Annotated in this window: 5 protein-coding genes; 2 read left to right on the top strand and 3 right to left on the bottom strand. The window is 37.0% G+C overall.

Annotation, left to right across the window (positions count from 1 at the left end):
• Positions 1-33: 33 nt before the first annotated feature.
• Positions 34-15,066 (bottom strand): DUF7507 domain-containing protein, encoded by a 15,033-nt coding sequence (locus ABH961_RS03285; RefSeq protein ID WP_404518882.1) that lies wholly within the window; start codon positions 15,064-15,066, stop codon positions 34-36.
• Between the two features lie 122 nt (positions 15,067-15,188).
• Between ABH961_RS03285 and ABH961_RS03290 the strand changes: the two genes are divergently transcribed.
• The gene (locus ABH961_RS03290; protein WP_404518883.1) at positions 15,189-16,049 is read left to right on the top strand and encodes a GNAT family N-acetyltransferase; all 861 of its coding nucleotides are present in this window, start codon (positions 15,189-15,191) and stop codon (positions 16,047-16,049) included.
• A gap of 34 nt (positions 16,050-16,083) precedes the next feature.
• Here the strand turns inward: ABH961_RS03290 and ABH961_RS03295 are convergent, their stop codons facing one another.
• Positions 16,084-16,644, bottom strand: coding sequence for a cysteine hydrolase family protein (locus ABH961_RS03295; RefSeq protein WP_098078617.1), 561 nt, complete (start codon positions 16,642-16,644; stop codon positions 16,084-16,086).
• Positions 16,645-16,826: 182 nt separating this feature from the next.
• Here ABH961_RS03295 and ABH961_RS03300 point away from each other — a divergent pair, with 182 nt between their 5' ends.
• A complete protein-coding gene (locus ABH961_RS03300) occupies positions 16,827-17,087 on the top strand; it encodes a DUF6123 family protein (protein WP_001195212.1) in 261 nt (86 codons plus the stop codon).
• A gap of 2 nt (positions 17,088-17,089) precedes the next feature.
• On the opposite strand, the gene ABH961_RS03305 is transcribed toward ABH961_RS03300, so the two are convergent.
• Entirely contained in the window at positions 17,090-17,995 is a 906-nt protein-coding gene (locus ABH961_RS03305) for a DMT family transporter (protein ID WP_404518885.1), read from the bottom strand.

The following is a 17,995-nucleotide window of genomic DNA, read 5'->3' on the forward strand; positions in this document are numbered from 1 at the left end:
ATACTATCCAAACTACAAGCTTTTTCTTTTTTATTACTTCCACCAAATCCAAGCCCAAAAGTAATTTCGTATATTTCGAGGAGTAACGCGTATAAAACGTTCACCGTTAAAGAAGCAACTTAAATTTGGAAGTGTTTCATCTGGATTTTCTGAAATAAAAGCGACGATGTTTTCGATGCTTGTAACAGTTACTGTAATTGGTGGATCGGTAGGTGAGACCTGAAGTTGTAACGAAATATTCGCCGTGTTTTTGAATTCATTATTAACAGGTGGACTTATCACTTGTACTGTGAATAATACGATAATTGTTTCGTTTGGTTCCAAATTAGTAGCGACTAGGAAACCGATATTCGGATTCGCTAGTGGAGAGCGTTCGCTGTTAATAAAGACAGTACCGTTCATAAATTGTAAACCTGCTGGAATGGTATCTTGTAATGAAACATTTGAAAGTGAAATATCAGAAGTATTCGTAATACGCATCGTATAATCAAAATATTGGTTTAAATAAGCTGAGCTGACGGAAGCATCTTTCACTACTGTTGCAGTTATAAATTGAACTGGTATACGAACGATATTTGAATTGTCAATGAAAGTAATAATTGGGTCCTGTGGTGTCAATTGGAAGGCGGCTGTGACGGAAGCAGAATTGATAATTGTGCTGTTTGAAGGGATAGACGTGACGAGAACTTTAAATGTTATCGTTGCTACTCCATCTGCAGGTAGGGCGCCGATATTAATACCAGTGTCTGGACGAACATTTGGTACCGGAGTACCGTTAATTGTTACGCTGTTTTCTATAAATGTTGTACCAATTGGAATGGTATCTAAAATAGAAGTACTTATCGTAGGAATCGGAGAATGGTTCAATACCTCTAATGTGAATGTAATCATATCACCTATAACGGCAATAGATGTGTCGGCTGTTTTGTTAATACGAACCATAGGATCAACTACTGTTGTTGTAACGACATTTGTTTGCTTTGTAATTGTAATAGGTGGTTCATTCGGGTCAATGGTAACAGTATAGGAAACAGAAGCATCGTTATTAATTGCTGGTTGAAGGGTTGTAGGAGATATTGTTACTTGGAAAGTAATGATAGTAGATTCATTAGGAGTAAGGCTTCCTAATGTAATACCGTTTTCAGGATTTTCATTAGGCTGATTGATTCCGTTAATCGTAACGCTGCCTGTAACGAAGGTTGTATCTACTGGTGCGGTGTCTATGGCAATAATATCTTCAATCGTTACATTACCACTATTCGTAATCGTAATTGTATACGTTACAGTTTGACTAGGTAAAGCATTCGTAGCATTAACAGTCTTTATGGCAACGACATTATCATTTTGGACAGTTGTTGTGACGGTATTTGTTGTAGTCGTGTTTGTAACAGGTAAATTATTTGGATTGACTATATAGTTAAAAGTAGTAATGGCTTGGTTCGTCAATTCATTTGGTGTTGGGATAGAAGTCACGGTTACTTGGAATGAAGCGACAGCGTTTCCGCCGACAGTTATAGTATCAATTGGTATACCACTTACTGGATTAACTTCCGGAAGGGCTTCTCCGTTTACAATGACGCTATTTTCTATAAATGTAGTACCTTGAGGAATCATATCTTGAATGGTTACATTATTCGCTGCAACATTACCAGTTTGATTGAGTGTAATCGTATAAGTTAACGTGTCACCGACTGTTGCAAATGCAAGGTCAACAGCTTTATTACTATTTAAATTTGCGTGATGAATTTCTGTTACGGCAGCTGATGAAATGATAGTTTCGGTAATAGGCGGCTGGTTTGGTATGGTGTATTGGTATTCGATTGTACTCGTGTTAGAGATTGGATTTGTTTGCGGAATCGAAGTAACCCGTACTTGGAATAGAACAGTTGCTGTCGTATTAGGCGGAATGTTATCAATTCGTATCCCGTTAAGTGGATTGTCACTTGGACGGGCGTTTCCATTCACAATAACACTATTATCTATAAAGCTCGTATTCGCCGGAATAATATCTGTAACGATAATGTTTTCAACTTGTATATTCCCATTGTTCGTGATGGAAATTGTGTAAGGGATAATCGTTTGTAGGTCAGCGTATTGGATAGGTGTTGTTTTTGTTGCAATTACATGAGCAGAAATAACTTCAGTGATAGTAATATTACTAGTCGATATTTGTTCTTCGCTATTAATTGTATAACGAGAAGTTGATTGATTTTGAATACGACCACTAGCTGGAAGAGCTACCACAGTAACGGAAAATGTGACTGGGATAGAAACGTTAGGAGCAATCGTTCCTACAAGTATACCAGTACTTGGATTCGCGTTAAGCTGAGGAATATTATTTACTAAAACGCTACCTTCTATAAAGGTTGTTCCGTCAGGTATATTGTCTGTAAATACAACAGTAGTAGCATCTGCATTTCCTATATTCGTTAAAGTTGTTGTATAAGTTAAAATGTCACCAATCGTTACAGAAGTTAAATCAACAGTTTTCAGTGAAACGATATCAGCATCATTAATTTGGACGAAAGTAGTATTGGAAGTAGTAGATTTTTGAATTGGTGCAAAGTCAGGATTGAAAATAAAGTCGTAGACGATGTTTGCAGTATTAGGCGTTGGATTTAAAGCTGGCAAATTCGTAACGGAAACTTGTAACGTTATTGTAGTCGCTTGCCCTGACGCAATATTAGGAATGAAAAAGCCGATATTCGGATCTGCTGCAGGAAGTACAGTGTTGTTAACTGTTACACTTCCCGGAATAAATACTGTTCCATCTTCTATAGTATCTGTAAAAAAGATGGAGTTAGTTGTAGTAGATCCGTTATTTTGAATGAATACTGTATATTCAATGGTGTCATCAATATTAGCTAATACTTTATTAGCAGATTTTGTAGCGATAAGAATCACATCAATAAATTGTATATTTGTAGTATTGGAAGAGGTTGTTTCTGAAATTGGTGGTGCGCTTTGTTCCGGTTTATATTCATAGTGTATAACAGCGATATTATTAATAGTATTTTGTGCAGGTATAGAGACTACATTTACTTGGAACGTAACAATAATCGTATTATTTGGAAGGATAATACCAAGATTGATACCGATAATTGGATTTTCGTTAGGTCTTGGTATGCCGTCTACAAGGATGCTATTTGGAACGAATGCAGTGCCAGCAGCAATTGCGTCAATTAGGATAGTATTTGTAATAGGTACTGTACCAGCGTTTGTAACAGCGACTGTATATGTGATGATTTGACCGATACGTGTAATAGATCTGTTAGCAGATTTAATTGCACTAACATTTGCCGTCCGCACTTCAGTATTTACTGCATTTGATAATGATCTACGCTGAACAATCGGAGAACTAGGGTCAATTTGGTATTCATACGAGGTGTCTGAAATGTTAATGACAGTGTTGCCCTCTGGTATATTTGTAAGTTGTACTTGAAATGAAATAGTGACTGTTTCATTTTGTTGTATCGTGCCGAGAGTTATTCCATTTTGAGGATTTGCACCAGGCTGAATCACATTATTTATTGATAAGCTATCTTCAATGAATATAGTACCTTCTGGAAAGTTGTCAATGAACACCGTATTGTTAGCTGGAACAGTTCCTATATTTTGTATTGTATTTGTGTAGGTAATATTTTGCCCGATGGCTACGAAAGTAACATCCGCCTGTTTAACAGAAATAATATTTGCATTTTGAAGTGATGTTGTAACGATATTAGAATTTGCAGAGCGATTCACTGGTGGAGCTGTAGGAATACTTACATATTGGTAATTTACAGATGATTGATTTACAATTTCGGTTGCAGTTGGTGGATTATTTGTTTGTACTTGAAATAGTATTGTTTTGGAACTGTTTGGTGGAATCGTTCCAATTGGTATTCCGTTTTCTGGATTTACACCTGGCTGAAGTACACCGTTAATTGTGACACTGTCGGGAACGAATGTAGTCCCAGCTGGAATAGAATCTGTAAAAATAATATTTATTGCGTCAACGTTGCCGATATTTTTCACTTCAGAAATATAAAGTATAGTTCCGCCAATATCTACAGTTATTGGATTGGACGTTTTTGTAACTGTCAATTGTGCTTGCACGAAATTTGTAATGACGATATTACTTGTAGATGTTTCAGTAATAGGCGGTTGTCCTGGGTCTGGTTGAATTGTATATGTTGTATTAGATTGATTTGTAATCGATTGTTGCGAGAATGAATCGTTAATAAGAATTTGGAACGAAATAAGGTGAGTAGCGTTTGCTACTAGGTTAGGCAAAGTAACACCTGCATTTGGATTTGCACCAAGTATAGCTGTTCCGTTAAGTGTAAAACTATTTTCTACGAATGTAGTCCCTTCTAGAATCGTATCTGAAAATATGAGATTAGTAGCTGGAATATTTCCGGTATTTTCTAGCGTTATCGTATAGGTCAAAATGTCACCGGTTGTTGCTTGTTGTGCATTGACAGCTTTTAAAGAAAGAACATTCGCATCCGAAATTTGTGTGAAAGCTGGATTAGACGTAATTGTTCGAGAGATGATAGGAGCAGTTGGATCGGCGATAAAAGTATAGTCAATACGGGCTATATTAGAAATTGGATTCACGCTTGGAATGGATTGAACGATAACTTGGAATGTGACGGTGACGATTTCTGAAGGTGCAATGGCGTTTAAGGAGATTCCTACGTTTGGATCAGCACCCGGAGCTGAAACGCCATTTATGGTTACGCTATTTGGAATAAATGCAGTTCCTTCTGGGACCAAATCTGTTAAAGTAACTGTATTTGCAGTTGTATTTCCGTTATTTTGAACGACTACCGTGTAAGTGATTGTACCGTCAGTAGATTGTACGAGAGAATCTGTATTTTTAATTACAGATAGCGATGCATCAACGACAGCTGTATTTACCGTATTAGATGAAGATGTTGCTGTAACTGGAGGTTGACTTGGGTCGACGATATAAGTGTAACTTGTAAGTGCTTGATTTATAATCGCTCCTTGTGGTGGAATAGAACTTGCAAGAAATTGGAACGTAATAGTAGCAGAATCACCTGGTGCGATAATACCAACTGGAATACCGAGAGTTGGACTTGCATCTGGAAGTGAAATCCCGTTAAGCGTGACACTATTTGGAACAAATAATGCCCCTTCAGGAACTCCGTTAATGAGTAATACAGAATTTGCAGGGAAGTTTCCAGTATTCGTTAATGTTGCTGTATACGTAATTATATCTAAGGTAGATACGATTGTACGATTTGCTTCTAAAACAGTTGTAACAGTCGCGTTATTAATTTGTGTGGAAGCACTATTAGAATTTATTGTGCCGGTAACAGGAGGAGAGGCCGGATCAACTATAAATTCGTATTGAATAGATGCAACGTTTGTAATTGGATTCGAAGGTGGAGTAGATGTAACTATGACTTGGAAAGTAGCAGTTAAGGAACTACCCGCGTTAACGGTTCCGATATTCACTCCGTTATTTGGATTTGCACCTGGAATGGTACTTCCATTTACAGTAAAACTATTTTCAACAAAAGTTGTTCCTGCTGGAATCGGATCTGAGAAATTTACATTCGTAGCGTTTGTATTGCCACCATTTTGAATTAAAACTGTATAAGTGATCGTGTCGCCGATGTTTGCAAAGGCTGTATTAGCAGTTTTTACGGCTGAAAGTATTGTTGAATTAATAGAAGTAACGAAGACGTTCGTTTCCACATTGCCAGGCTGAGCCTGTAATGCATTTCCTACGTTATATTGGAAGTTTACAAATCCTAAGTTTTGGAGTTCAGGTGTGAACGTTGTTGGGTTGCTTACAATTTGAACTTGGAATACGATTGTTACAGTTTGATTTGGAGTGATCGTATTTATGCCAACACCATCAATGATAGAAGCAGATGGTAATGGAGTGCCATCAACAATAACTGATCCCGCCACAAATTGTGTCCACGATGGTATCGGGTCTGAGAAAATAACGTTATTAGCCGGAATATTTCCTGTATTCGTAATCGTAGTTGTATACGTAATCGTATCACCAATCGTTGCAAAAGCTTTATCGGCAATTTTAATTGTGTTTAAAATTGCACTTTCGATTTTTGTGGAAACAGTAGTAGAAGTAATATTTTTTGAAACGGGAGGATTAGCTGGATTAACGATATGCTGGAAGCTAATGCTAGCTTGATTGGTAATTGGATTTATAGGTGGAATTTCATTGGCATTAATATGAAATGCTACGATGACAAACTGGTTTGGTGCGATATCTCCAATTGGAACGCCTGTCATTATGTCTGTATTTGGGATGGTAGTTCCGTTAAGTGTAAAACTATTCGGTTCAAAGGAAGTTCCGTCTGGAATTAGGTCGGTAAAAATAACATTCGTCGCACTAACATTTCCGCTATTTGTAATCGTAACTGAGTAGACAATATCTTGCCCAATATCTACTGTTTCCACATTTGAATTTTTTTGTGCAGTAAGGATAGCGCTATTAACTTGTGTTGTCGTTGTATTAGATTGATTGGAAGTCGAAATGAACGGCTGATCTGAATCAACAATATAACGGTAAGTGGTAAGAGCCGAATTAGAAATAGGATTGTTGATTGGGAGGGTTGAAACGATGGCTTGGAATGTGACAATTGATGTATTTCCACCATTAATTGAACCGATATTTACACCAGTAGATAAATCAGCGTTTGGAATGGTTTGCCCATTAACTGTGAAACTGTTTGGAACGAAACTTAAATTGCTATCAAGTATATCGATAACGGTAACATCAGTTGCAGCTACATTCCCATTATTAGGAAGGTTAAGTGTAAATGTTATTGTATTACCAACATCCGCAAAAGTAAGATCTGCTGTTTTTGTGCTAATAATATTTGCGTTGTTTATTTGAAGAAGTGTCGTGTTGGAGGTAGCTGCACTCGATACTGGCGGATTCCCTGGATCAACAGTAAACTCATACGTCGTTGCTGCTGTATTTGGTGCAGGATTAATAGGTGGGATGCTGTTAACCGTAACTTGAAATACGATACTATATATTTCATTTGGTGGAAGTGTTGCAAGTACTACACCTGTATTTGGATTCGCATTTGGTTGTAAAACGCCATCGACTGTTAATGTGTTAGGAACAAATGTGAGTCCACTTGGTAATGCATCTGTAAATACAATATTAGTGGCATCCGTATTTCCTATATTCGAAATAGACGTAGTATAAAAAGCAGTTTGCCCGATATCTGCAAAGGAGACACTTTCATTTTTCGTCATGGATAATATAGCTTCTTTAATTTGCGTTGAAACGGGATTACTAATTGAAGTTTCTGGATCAGGCGGTGAGACTAATTGATACGATGTTGATGAGAAATTTACAATTTGGTTCTCGGTTGGTAATGACGCCACGTTTACTTGGAATGAAACAGTTACTGTAGACCCAGCTGTTATAGGCCCAATATTTACTCCGTTCGATGGGTCCGCACCACTTTGAGAAACCCCGTTAATAGAAAATGAGTTTGCAATAAATGTAGTTCCGCTCGGCATTGTATCTGAGAAAATAACATTTTGTGCAGATGAGTTTCCATTGTTTGTTAAAGTAACAGTATAGGTGAGTGTGTCTCCAATACGACTAAAGGATTTATCGACTTGTTTTAATGAAAGAATGATAGCTGTGTTAATTGTAGTGAACACTGTGTTTGAAGTAACATTCCTTGAAACAATAGGGGCATTAGGGTCAGTGATAAATGTGTAAGAAGCACTAGCCGAATTGGCAATAGGATTTTGAACAGGAGTAGAAGTAGCGGTAACTTGAAATGCTATTGCTATTGAGCTGTTAGGAGCAATTGATCCAATTGTAATACCTGTATTAGGATTAAGACCAATTTGTGTGATACCATTTATTGTGACACTATCCAAAACGAACGTTGTACCGTCTGGAATAAGGTCAGTGAACGTAATATTCGTAGCATTTGTATTCCCACTATTCGTTAAAAGTGTCGTATAGGTAATAGTATCACCTAGTGTTACAAGTGTTTGATCAACTGATTTAATCATCGTTATCATAGCATCTAGTACAGGGTTTGTAACGCTGTTCGTTGAAGTAGAAGTAGTAACAGGAGCTGCGCTTGGATCAACGGTATAAGAGTATAAAATTGTATCGTTATCCATAATTGAACTTGAAGGGGGAATAGAAATAACAGTTACTTGGAAAGTAACGGTTACTGTTTCGCCAGGAGCGATATTGGGTATATTGAGTCCAAGTGCTGGCCGTGCACCAAGTTGCTGCATACCATTGATTGTGACCGAATTTGGTATAAATGTAGTGTTGGCTGGAATAGCGCTTGTGAAAGTAATATTCGTTGCTGCAGTATTTCCTGTATTTGTAATAGTAGTTGTATACGTAATCGTATCTCCGACAGAAAGAATGGATTTATCAGCACTTTTTGTAGTAGTTAATATAGCACTATTAATAGTTGTCGAAACAGTATTAGATATATTCGTTTGTGATACGGCAGGTTGGCTAGGATCGACCACATGTGAATACTGTACAGAACTAAAATTTGAAATTGGATTTATACTTGGAATGTTTGTTACAAGTACGTTTATCGTAATAGCAATCGTACTGCCAGGATTTATATTTCCAACTTGAATTCCGTTAGCGGGGTTTCCAATTTGCTGAGCACCAGAATCATTTACAAGAGTACCAGATATAAATGTCGTTCCATCAGGCAAAATATCCGTGAAAAGTATATTTTGTGAAGTGACATTTCCAGGGTTGCTTAATGAAATTGTATAGGAAAGTGTATCCCCGATCTTTGCAAAAGTTTTATCTACAGATTTAATTGCCAAAATTTCTCCGGAATTTATTTGTGTTGAAACCGGATTAGATGTTGTACTTCGTGAAACGAGTGGTAAATTAGGCCCTGTCATAAATTGATAATTAATAGAAGCTCCGTTTACAACGGGTGAGTTTGGTCCCCCAGGTCCGATTGTAAAAATAGGATTTGGGATGCTAACTACTTGCACACGAAAGGTGACGTTTATAAAATCTCCTGCAATAATATCCCCAATTGGTATCCCGTTCGCCGGATTTACTCCAGGTAATAAAACCCCACCTACTCGAACGCTATCTTCTATAAATACTGTATTATTTGGAATCGGATCTGTAAAAGTGATATTAGTAGCAGTTGTGTTTCCTATATTATCCAATAAAACTGTATAAGTTAAAAATGAATTTCCGGGTGCGATGTCAGAAAATATACGATCGACACTTTTTGTTGCTTGAATAATTGCTTCGTTAATTTGCACTAAAGTTGGATTACTTGTAGCTGTTTCTGTCACTGGCGGCTGGGTAGGATCCACAATGATAGAATATGTCGTACTGGATTGATTCAACGTAGGATTTGTAGCTGGTATTGAGCCAACGATAGCTTGGAAGCTAATTGTTGTTGTTCCTCCAACTGGAATGGGGTCTAAAGAAATCCCGCTATCTGGTCTAAATCCAAGTTGTGGGATGGTATTAATTTGTAAGCTATCAGGAACGAATGAAAGTTCAGGTGGTAATATATCGATAAAAACAGGTGTGTTTGCGGTAGTATTTCCGCTATTAGTGAGAGTAGTTGTATACGTAATTGTATCTCCGACAGCAGCAAATGCACTGCTTGCAGTTTTTGTTGCGATTACGGAGGCTGTATTTACTTGTGTAAAAGTTTTATTGGATTGAACGGTCCGTGAAACAGGCGGTTCATTTATATCAACAATAAAGCTATATTGAAGCGATGATTTGTTAGGAATTGGATTAGGATTTGGGATTGTTTTAATGTTTACTTGAAAGCTGAGTATAACTGATGCATTTGAATTTATGTTCCCGATATTGATACCGTTTTGTGGATTTGTATTAGGAATAGTTATTCCATTTACTGTAAAACTATTTGGGATAAACGTCGTACCATCTGGAATTAAATCTGTAAAAATAACATTGTTTGCGGTAGTGTTCCCGGAATTAATAATGGTAGAAGTGAAAGTGAGTGTATCTCCAATAGTAGCGAATGTTGAATTGACAGTTTTATTTATAGATAGAGTAGCATCAATAATTGGAGTAACCGTCGTATTCGTAATTGTACTACCAACAGCAGGTGATTGGTTTGGATTCACGTTATATTCATAATTTACAAGAGCATTATTTGTTAATGTGCCACTAGGTGGTATCGCTAAAATTTGTGCTTGAAAAGTAATGAATATAGTATCTCCGGGAGGAATATCTGCTAAGTGAATACCAAGTGATGGATCTAATCCTGGCTGTGGAACATTATTAATAGTTACAGAATTCTGGATAAATGAAGCCCCTGCGCCAAGTCCATCCGTTAAAACAGTTGCACTAGCGGGAATATTTCCTGTGTTCGTTACTGCAATCGTATAGGTAACGATATCTCCAATTGCAGCAGTCGGTGTGTTCACTGATTTCGTAGCGATGATTGTAGCGTTATTAATTTGAGTTGTTATTACGTTACTTAACGCATTGGAGGATGTTGGAGGTAAGTTAGGATTTACGAAATATTGGTACGTTGTGTTACTTTGGTTCGGGATAGGGTTCGGATTCGGAATGGAATTTACTTGCACTTGGAACGAGATGGTCGTATTTGCATTAGGATTTATCGGATCAATTGCTATGCCATTTGCTGGATTTGCATTAGAGAGCGTAGTACCATTTACTGTTACGCTATTTGGAATAAAAGATGTCCCGCTTGGAATGGTATCTGTAAATACTATACTTGATGCAAGTGTGTTCCCATTATTTGTTAAAGTAGTCGTATACGTAATAATATCATTTACGTTCGCAAACTGTTTATCAGCAGATTTTGCAGAGGTAATCGTAGCGTTATTAATAGCTGTTTGTACAGTGTTAGAAGCAACCATCTGCATGATGGCTGGTTTGGATGGATCGTACGTGTATTGGAATGTAGTGCCTGATTGATTCGTAATTGGATTTACAGCAGGAATAGTTGGTACAAAAACTTGGAATGAAACGGTACGTGATGAATTTGCCACAATCGTACCGATCAAAATGCCGTTAGCAGGATTTGCATTTGCTATAGGGACACCGTTAATCGTTACAGTATTAGGAAGAAAGATGGTACCATCTGGAATGATATCTGTAAACGTTACATTAGTGGCAGGGATATTGCCGTTATTCGTTAAAATTGTTGCATAAGTTATGACATCGCCAACATCAGCGAAATTTGTACTTGTTAGTTTCGTAGCAACAAGATTTGCGGTGTTAATTTGTGTCGTTACGATATTGCTAGTGGCATTTCTAACAACAGCAGGTAAATTTGGATCTGCGATAAAGCTATATTGTAGTGCAGCACTATTTTGAACTGGATTTGGTGAAGGTAAACTATTTGCACTAATTTGAAAAACAATGGTTGTAATTCCACCTGTGGGAATTGTTCCAACTTGAAGACCAACACTTGGATCAGCACCTAGCTGTAAAGCGCCGCCTATAAAAATACTATTTGGTACAAGAGTCGTACCAGGAGGGAGTATGTCGGTAACAACTACATTATTCGCTGGAGTATTCCCAAGGTTCGCTAAGGCAATTGTATATGTGATTGGTTGCCCAACATCAGCAATAGTTAAATCTACCTGTTTGACAATAACTACATTTGCTAAATTAATTTGTGTGCTTACAGTGTTACTTAAAGAGGTTTCTATAGTTGGTGGATCGCCTGGATTTAGAATAAAGCTATACTGTGTACTAGATGAATTTGTTGTTGGATTTTGTGTAGGTAAAGCAGTGACGGTTACTTGATAAGAAACAGTAATTTCACCGTTAGCAGGAATGGAAGGTAACAGAACACCGGCGTTTGGATCAGCGTTATTTTGGAGTACACTATTAATAAGGAAAGTGTTTGGAATAAAGGTAGTACCGTCTGGATTCGTATCAACGAAAGTAGGGCTATCAGCAGTAACACTTCCTGCATTCGTTAAAAGAATAGTATAAGTTAATACATCCCCAACAGTAGCAAATGCCCGATCCACTGTTTTTGCTGAAATGACATTTGCATCGTTTACTTGAGTAAATGTAGTGGTTGAAGTAGTGTTCTTACTTACAGGTGAAGCGTTTGGATCCACGATAAAGTTATAGGAAATAGAAGCGCTATTTGAAATAGGATTTGGATTTGGGATGCTAGTTATTAATACTTGGAATGAAGCTGTAATTGTAGTATTTGCATTGATGCTACCAATATTGATGCTAGCTGGTGTAACACCTGGCTGAGCAACATTGTTAATTGTAACACTGTTTGGTACAAAGGCAGTACCATTCGCAATTGAATCGGATAGTACTACATTGTTCGCCGCAACATTTCCATCGTTTGTAAGAGCAAAGGTATAAGTTAATACATCTCCAACTTCCGCAAATGTTTTATCTACAGACTTCGTAGCTTGAAGGTTTGCTAGTCTAATTGTTGATGTAACAGAATTAGAATTTGCTGTTTTTGAAGTTGGTGGCAGACTTGGATTAACAGTATATAGATAAGAAGCGAAAGCATTATTAATGATAGGATTTTGGGCGGTAATATTAATAACTGTTACTTGGAAAGAAAGAGTAAAAGTAGCTCCGCCAGGAATTGTTCCGATAGGTAAAGCGACGAGAGAATTTACATTTTGCAAAACTCCATTTAGTGTTACAGTACCAGGAGTCAATATCGTTCCATTTGGAAGTGGATCTGTTAGTTGCACGTTAGTTGCGGCTGTATTTCCACTGTTTGTAATGAGGATTGTATAACTTATCGTTTCGCCAATTGTAGCAAATTGTTTGTTTGTTGATTTTGTTAATGTTAAATTCGCGTTGTTAATTTGAGTGGAAACAAGATTAGAAGAGATATTTTTTGTAACGGGTGATTGGCTAGGATTGACGGTATATTGATAAGAAGCGCTTGATCCATTAGAAACGACACTTGACGCGGGTATTGTGTTTACTACTACTTGAAACGAAACATTTTTTGTTGTGCCAGTTGGGATGGATCCTACATTTACACCGTTAGCAGGATTTGCTCCAACTTGTGTCGTTCCATCTATTGTTAAACTGTTTAGAACAAAAGTTGTTCCAGTAGGAATGATATCTGTAAAAATAACGTTATTCGCATTCGTATTACCTGTACCTGTAAAGGAAACGGTGTAAGTTAATGTATCACCAATATCTGCAAAATTTTTATCTACTGCTTTCGTCATTGTTACAGTAGCATTATTCACTTGAGTGGAGACAATATTTGTCGTATCAGTCCCGCTTACTGCTGGCTGATTTGGTACAGGAATGTATTGATATGTTGTTGTGCCACTATTTAATATTGGATTTGTTTGGGGAATAGAAGGAACGAATACTTGAAATAAAACAGTAGTCGTAGAATTAGCAGCAATAGTTCCAATGGATATACCATTAGCGGGATTCGCTCCAGCTTGAATAACTCCGTTAACAGTTACACTTCCCGGAATGAAAGTAGTCCCGCTAGGAAACGGATCCGTATATATAACGTTAGTTGCAGCGATATTTCCTACATTAGCTAAGGCAATACTGTAAGTTAACGTTTCGCCAATATCGGTAAATATTTTGTTAACTGATTTTGTGCCATTAATATCTGCGAGGTTAATTTGTGTTCCTGCAGAGTTGCTTGTTGCAAGACCATTAAAAGTTGTTCCTCCGGCGATCGGTGTATATTGAAATGTAATATTAGCAGTGTTAGAGATAGGGTTTTGGCTTGGAAGAGAAACGACAGTAGCTTGAAAAGTTACTGTACGAGAAGCGTTATTATTAATGGTTCCAAGAGATATACCAGCAGCCGGATTTGCGTTTGTTTGCGGGACATTATCTATCGTTACAGTCCCAGGTATAAAGGAAGTACCGTTAGGGAGAATGTCTGTAAAAATAACGTTATTGGCAGGAAGAAGTCCAGTGTTAGGGATAGTAACTGTATAAGTGAGAACGTCTCCAATTGCAGCGACGCTTTTATTCACGCTTTTCGTTGCTTGTATATTAGGAGAATTTATGTTGATTTGTAAACCGACTGTATTCAACATATACGCGTCTCCGTTAGTTGTTAAACGGATTGCGGCGGACACTTGAGAATTTGTTAAATAAGGAGAAATATCAATAGAAGTAATGTCCCAGCCCTGTCTCCCAGCAGAGATGTTTGTGCTTGTAGAAGCACTTTGATTTCGTGTTCCAAATGTCCCAGTTGTATCTAAATTACCGGCAGCATTATTAACTTGAGAACCGAAGAAATTATTTACAGCATTATTTGGCCCGGATAATGCATTTAATGAACTGAAATTTGGTCCAAATAATGCTTGATCCCCAGTTAAATCAGCATCCCCTTCAGTAGAACTTATAAATAATCTCCCGCTTACAGGTCCTCCGGCAGGTGTTAAAAACCCTGAGACAGATACATCTGCACTACCAGTTTCTACAGAAACGCGGTTACCAGCTACGTAAATTGTTAAATTTCTTGCGGGTAAGGAACCGTTTTGATAAGCGACAATGAGCGTCCATCCAGAAGAATTGATAGCTCCGTTAGAAGCATCCAAAGGATCAACAAGTCCAGGGACAGAGCCGGTTGTATAAGAGCCAGATCCTCCAGCTTGAACGAGGGATGTTACATCTGCGGAACGTGTATAAAATCCAAATGTGACAGATCCAGAAACGAATGTTTGATTAGAAGCTGTAACGGTTGAAGGGGTAATTGAGTATGTTGACACAGGTGTTGTAAAAGAAACGGGGTTTCCTAATACACTCGTAATGTTTTGATCACGAGATAAGTAGTTGCCACCCCAAACAAGTTCTGCGTAAAGAATAGTACTACCAGCAGGGATATTTAAAAGAGCGGTAGAACTATTTTGTGTATAGTTTAATGTTGTACCAGCAGGAAAACTCGTTACTTGTAAAGCAGTATTCGTAGTTACGAATGCACCAATTGCCCCGATTGTACCAGCACGGTTTTGATTACTAATTTTACTTAAGCCTAAAGTATTACCTGTAATTGCGAGTGCGCCGTTAGTGGTGGTAGAAAATCGATTCGTAATGGGCATGTTGTCACCTCATTTATAATATAGTCTTGGTCAAAATAGGATATGTGTGTGACAAATAAAGTGAAACATGTACAAGTTGATTTAATAATAATGATTTAAATGTCTAGATAAGGGGATGAAGTATGCTTGAATTGGAAATTAAGGTGGAGCGTCTTAGGGAAGAACAAATAGGCGATATTGTAGCATTATCTTTTTATATTGGGTGGGATTATAATAAAGAAGAAATTGAGACTATTTTTGATTCAGGTATTATATACGGTGTGTGGAATAAGAGAAAGGAACTTATTGCTAGCGCGGCAATTATATTATATGGGGAGAAATTAGCGTCTATCGGAATGGTCATTGTACATCCGAAATATGAGGGGAATGGGATTGGAAAGGCGATAACGAATTCATGCATTAAGAGCGTATCGGCTCAAACTCCAATTATGCTTATTGCTACGGATGAAGGAAAGCCGTTATATGAAAAACTAGGATTTAGGGCAGTAAGCTATGTTTCTAAATACATATGTAACTCGTACAATGTGAATGATTATTGTGTAGGAAATGAAGATTATATGATGAATTATGAAGAGTGTGATTTAGAAAAAATAATAAAATTAGATGAAAATGCGTTTGGAACAAATAGAAAAGCATTTTTAACGAAAAGAATTATACAAAGTGAACAGTGCATCGTTGTAAAGGACAACAACCAAAATGTATTAGGTTACGGTTTAAGTATACAAACACCAGAAAATAAAATAATAGGTCCAGTCGTTGCGAAAAATGATGCGATGGCAATGAGAATTGTGCATGATTTAGCAAGAGAGCATCATGGTAAATTAAGAATTGATGTATCAGAAGGAAAGAAAGGTTTCATGAAAGAATTAGAGATTACTGGTTTTCAAAAGGTTAATACACCGCCAATTATGATGAGAAATAGTGATCAATTTTTGAAAAGAAATGGGGAACTATACAGTATTGCAGCGCAAATTTTTGGATAAAAAAGAATCCTTCTAAAAGAAGGATTCTTTTTTATTAATCACGATATTGGTCGTGAGTTGGTTGGAAGAGGTCTTCCTCGATATCTCTCACCATAGAAAAATGATCCACATTATAATGACCATGGAGAATTTTATTATGGTGAGAGATAATTTGTTCTGCAGTCAATACGTCAGAATCAGTTGTGGAATGACCGTTTTTAATTAATGTAACATCAAATCCTTGTACAGTAGCTGTTCTAACTGCGGTGTCGATGCAATGTTCTGTTTTACATCCACCGATAACGATATGATTAATTTTTTCTTCTTTTAAAAGTTCAAGTAGAGAAGTGCCATAGAATGCGTTTGTTGCTGCTTTATTAATAAGGATTGCAGACTGAGGTACTTGAATTTCATTATGTACTTCAAATCCTTCTCCGCTACCAGAAGCAACATCGATATCTCTTACGAAAACAATAAGGGAATTTGCATGTATTGCTTTTTGTACGGCTGTATTTAGTGTAGATAATAACTCTTTTTTGCGAAAAACTTCTTTTTCTTGTTCATTCCCATCCATTAATTCTTGCTGCGCATCGATAATTAATAGTGCCTGTTTCATCGTGTCTCCCCTTTAATATGAAATAAGTTCCACTATACATATTCATTCATATTGCAAGGAAATCCTCTATTGTGTATGCAGTAGACGATAGATTTACAAAGTTGTCAAAGAAATTTCATTCTCATAGCGTGTAAAAACATGTATGATAGGAGATGGAGAATTTTTGAGTAGGTGGGAATATCATGCAAACAGTAGAAGATTATCTTTCATTCTTACATACGAAAGGATTTAAACTATCAGAGGAAGCACAAGGGTTTATTATGTTTGGACAAGGATATACTGGTGCATCTGATGGAATTGTGAACGCAGCAATAGAAGCGACAATTAAACATCAATTACAGTTTGATGGGAGTTATTTTGTTGCGTTATTAGAACGTTTGAAAGAAGAAGAAATTACCGATAAAAAAAGCGCTAAGGCTTTTATGCGGAAGTTACAAGCGTAACTTCACGCAGCCTGCGCTTCTTTTTTTGTTTTGGAAGGTAATTCAACAAAAACCATGCCTAGGAAAATACATAGGCATCCGATAATAGCAGAAATAGAAAGTTGTTCGTTTGCAACGAGAACGCCTGTTAATGCAGCAAAAACAGGCTCCATTGCGAAAATAATTGCTACTCTCGTTGGAGACGTATGTTTTTGTGCTGATGTTTGAATAAAAAAAGCAATGGATGTCGCAAATAGGGAAGTTAGAAATAGAGCGAATAAAAAGGAGGAATTCGTCCATAGTGCTACTGAAAATAATTTTTCCAAATCTTCAAACAAAAAGGCGCAAATAGAAGAAAACATACCGACAGCTAATACTTGCGACGTGCTTAATAATAAAGGTGACATTTTCTTAGAGAAGAAGCCGTTAACAAGAATATGGGCAGCGAAAGCAACTGCACAACCGAGAACGAGTATATCTCCAATATTTAATTGAAAAGAATCACCAGCAGTTAATAAGTATAAACCTGCTGTTGCTACAGCAATGCCCATTACGATAAAAATGGTAGCTTTTTGTTTTAAAAAGATAAAAGACAAAATGGGTACCATAACGATACTAAGACCTGTTAAGAAACCAGCTTTTGAAGAAGTTGTATAAAGTAAGCCGAATGTTTGTAATACATAGCCAACGCATAAAAAAAATCCAACGATTAATCCAGCGAGACTACTCTGTTTTATATCTTGTTTTGAAGATTTTTTTGAGAAAATCATTTGAACGAATAATAAAATAATTCCAGCGAATAAAAAGCGAATACCATTAAAAGTAAATGGACCAACGAAAGACATAGCATTTTGAACGACAACAAATGTAGCTCCCCAAATAAAAGAGACAAATAATAAAGCAAGAGGAGCAACCCAATCTTTTTTCAC

It is taken from the genome of Bacillus sp. RC251 (assembly GCF_044908765.1).
In the GTDB taxonomy this organism is placed as follows: domain Bacteria; phylum Bacillota; class Bacilli; order Bacillales; family Bacillaceae_G; genus Bacillus_A; species Bacillus_A wiedmannii.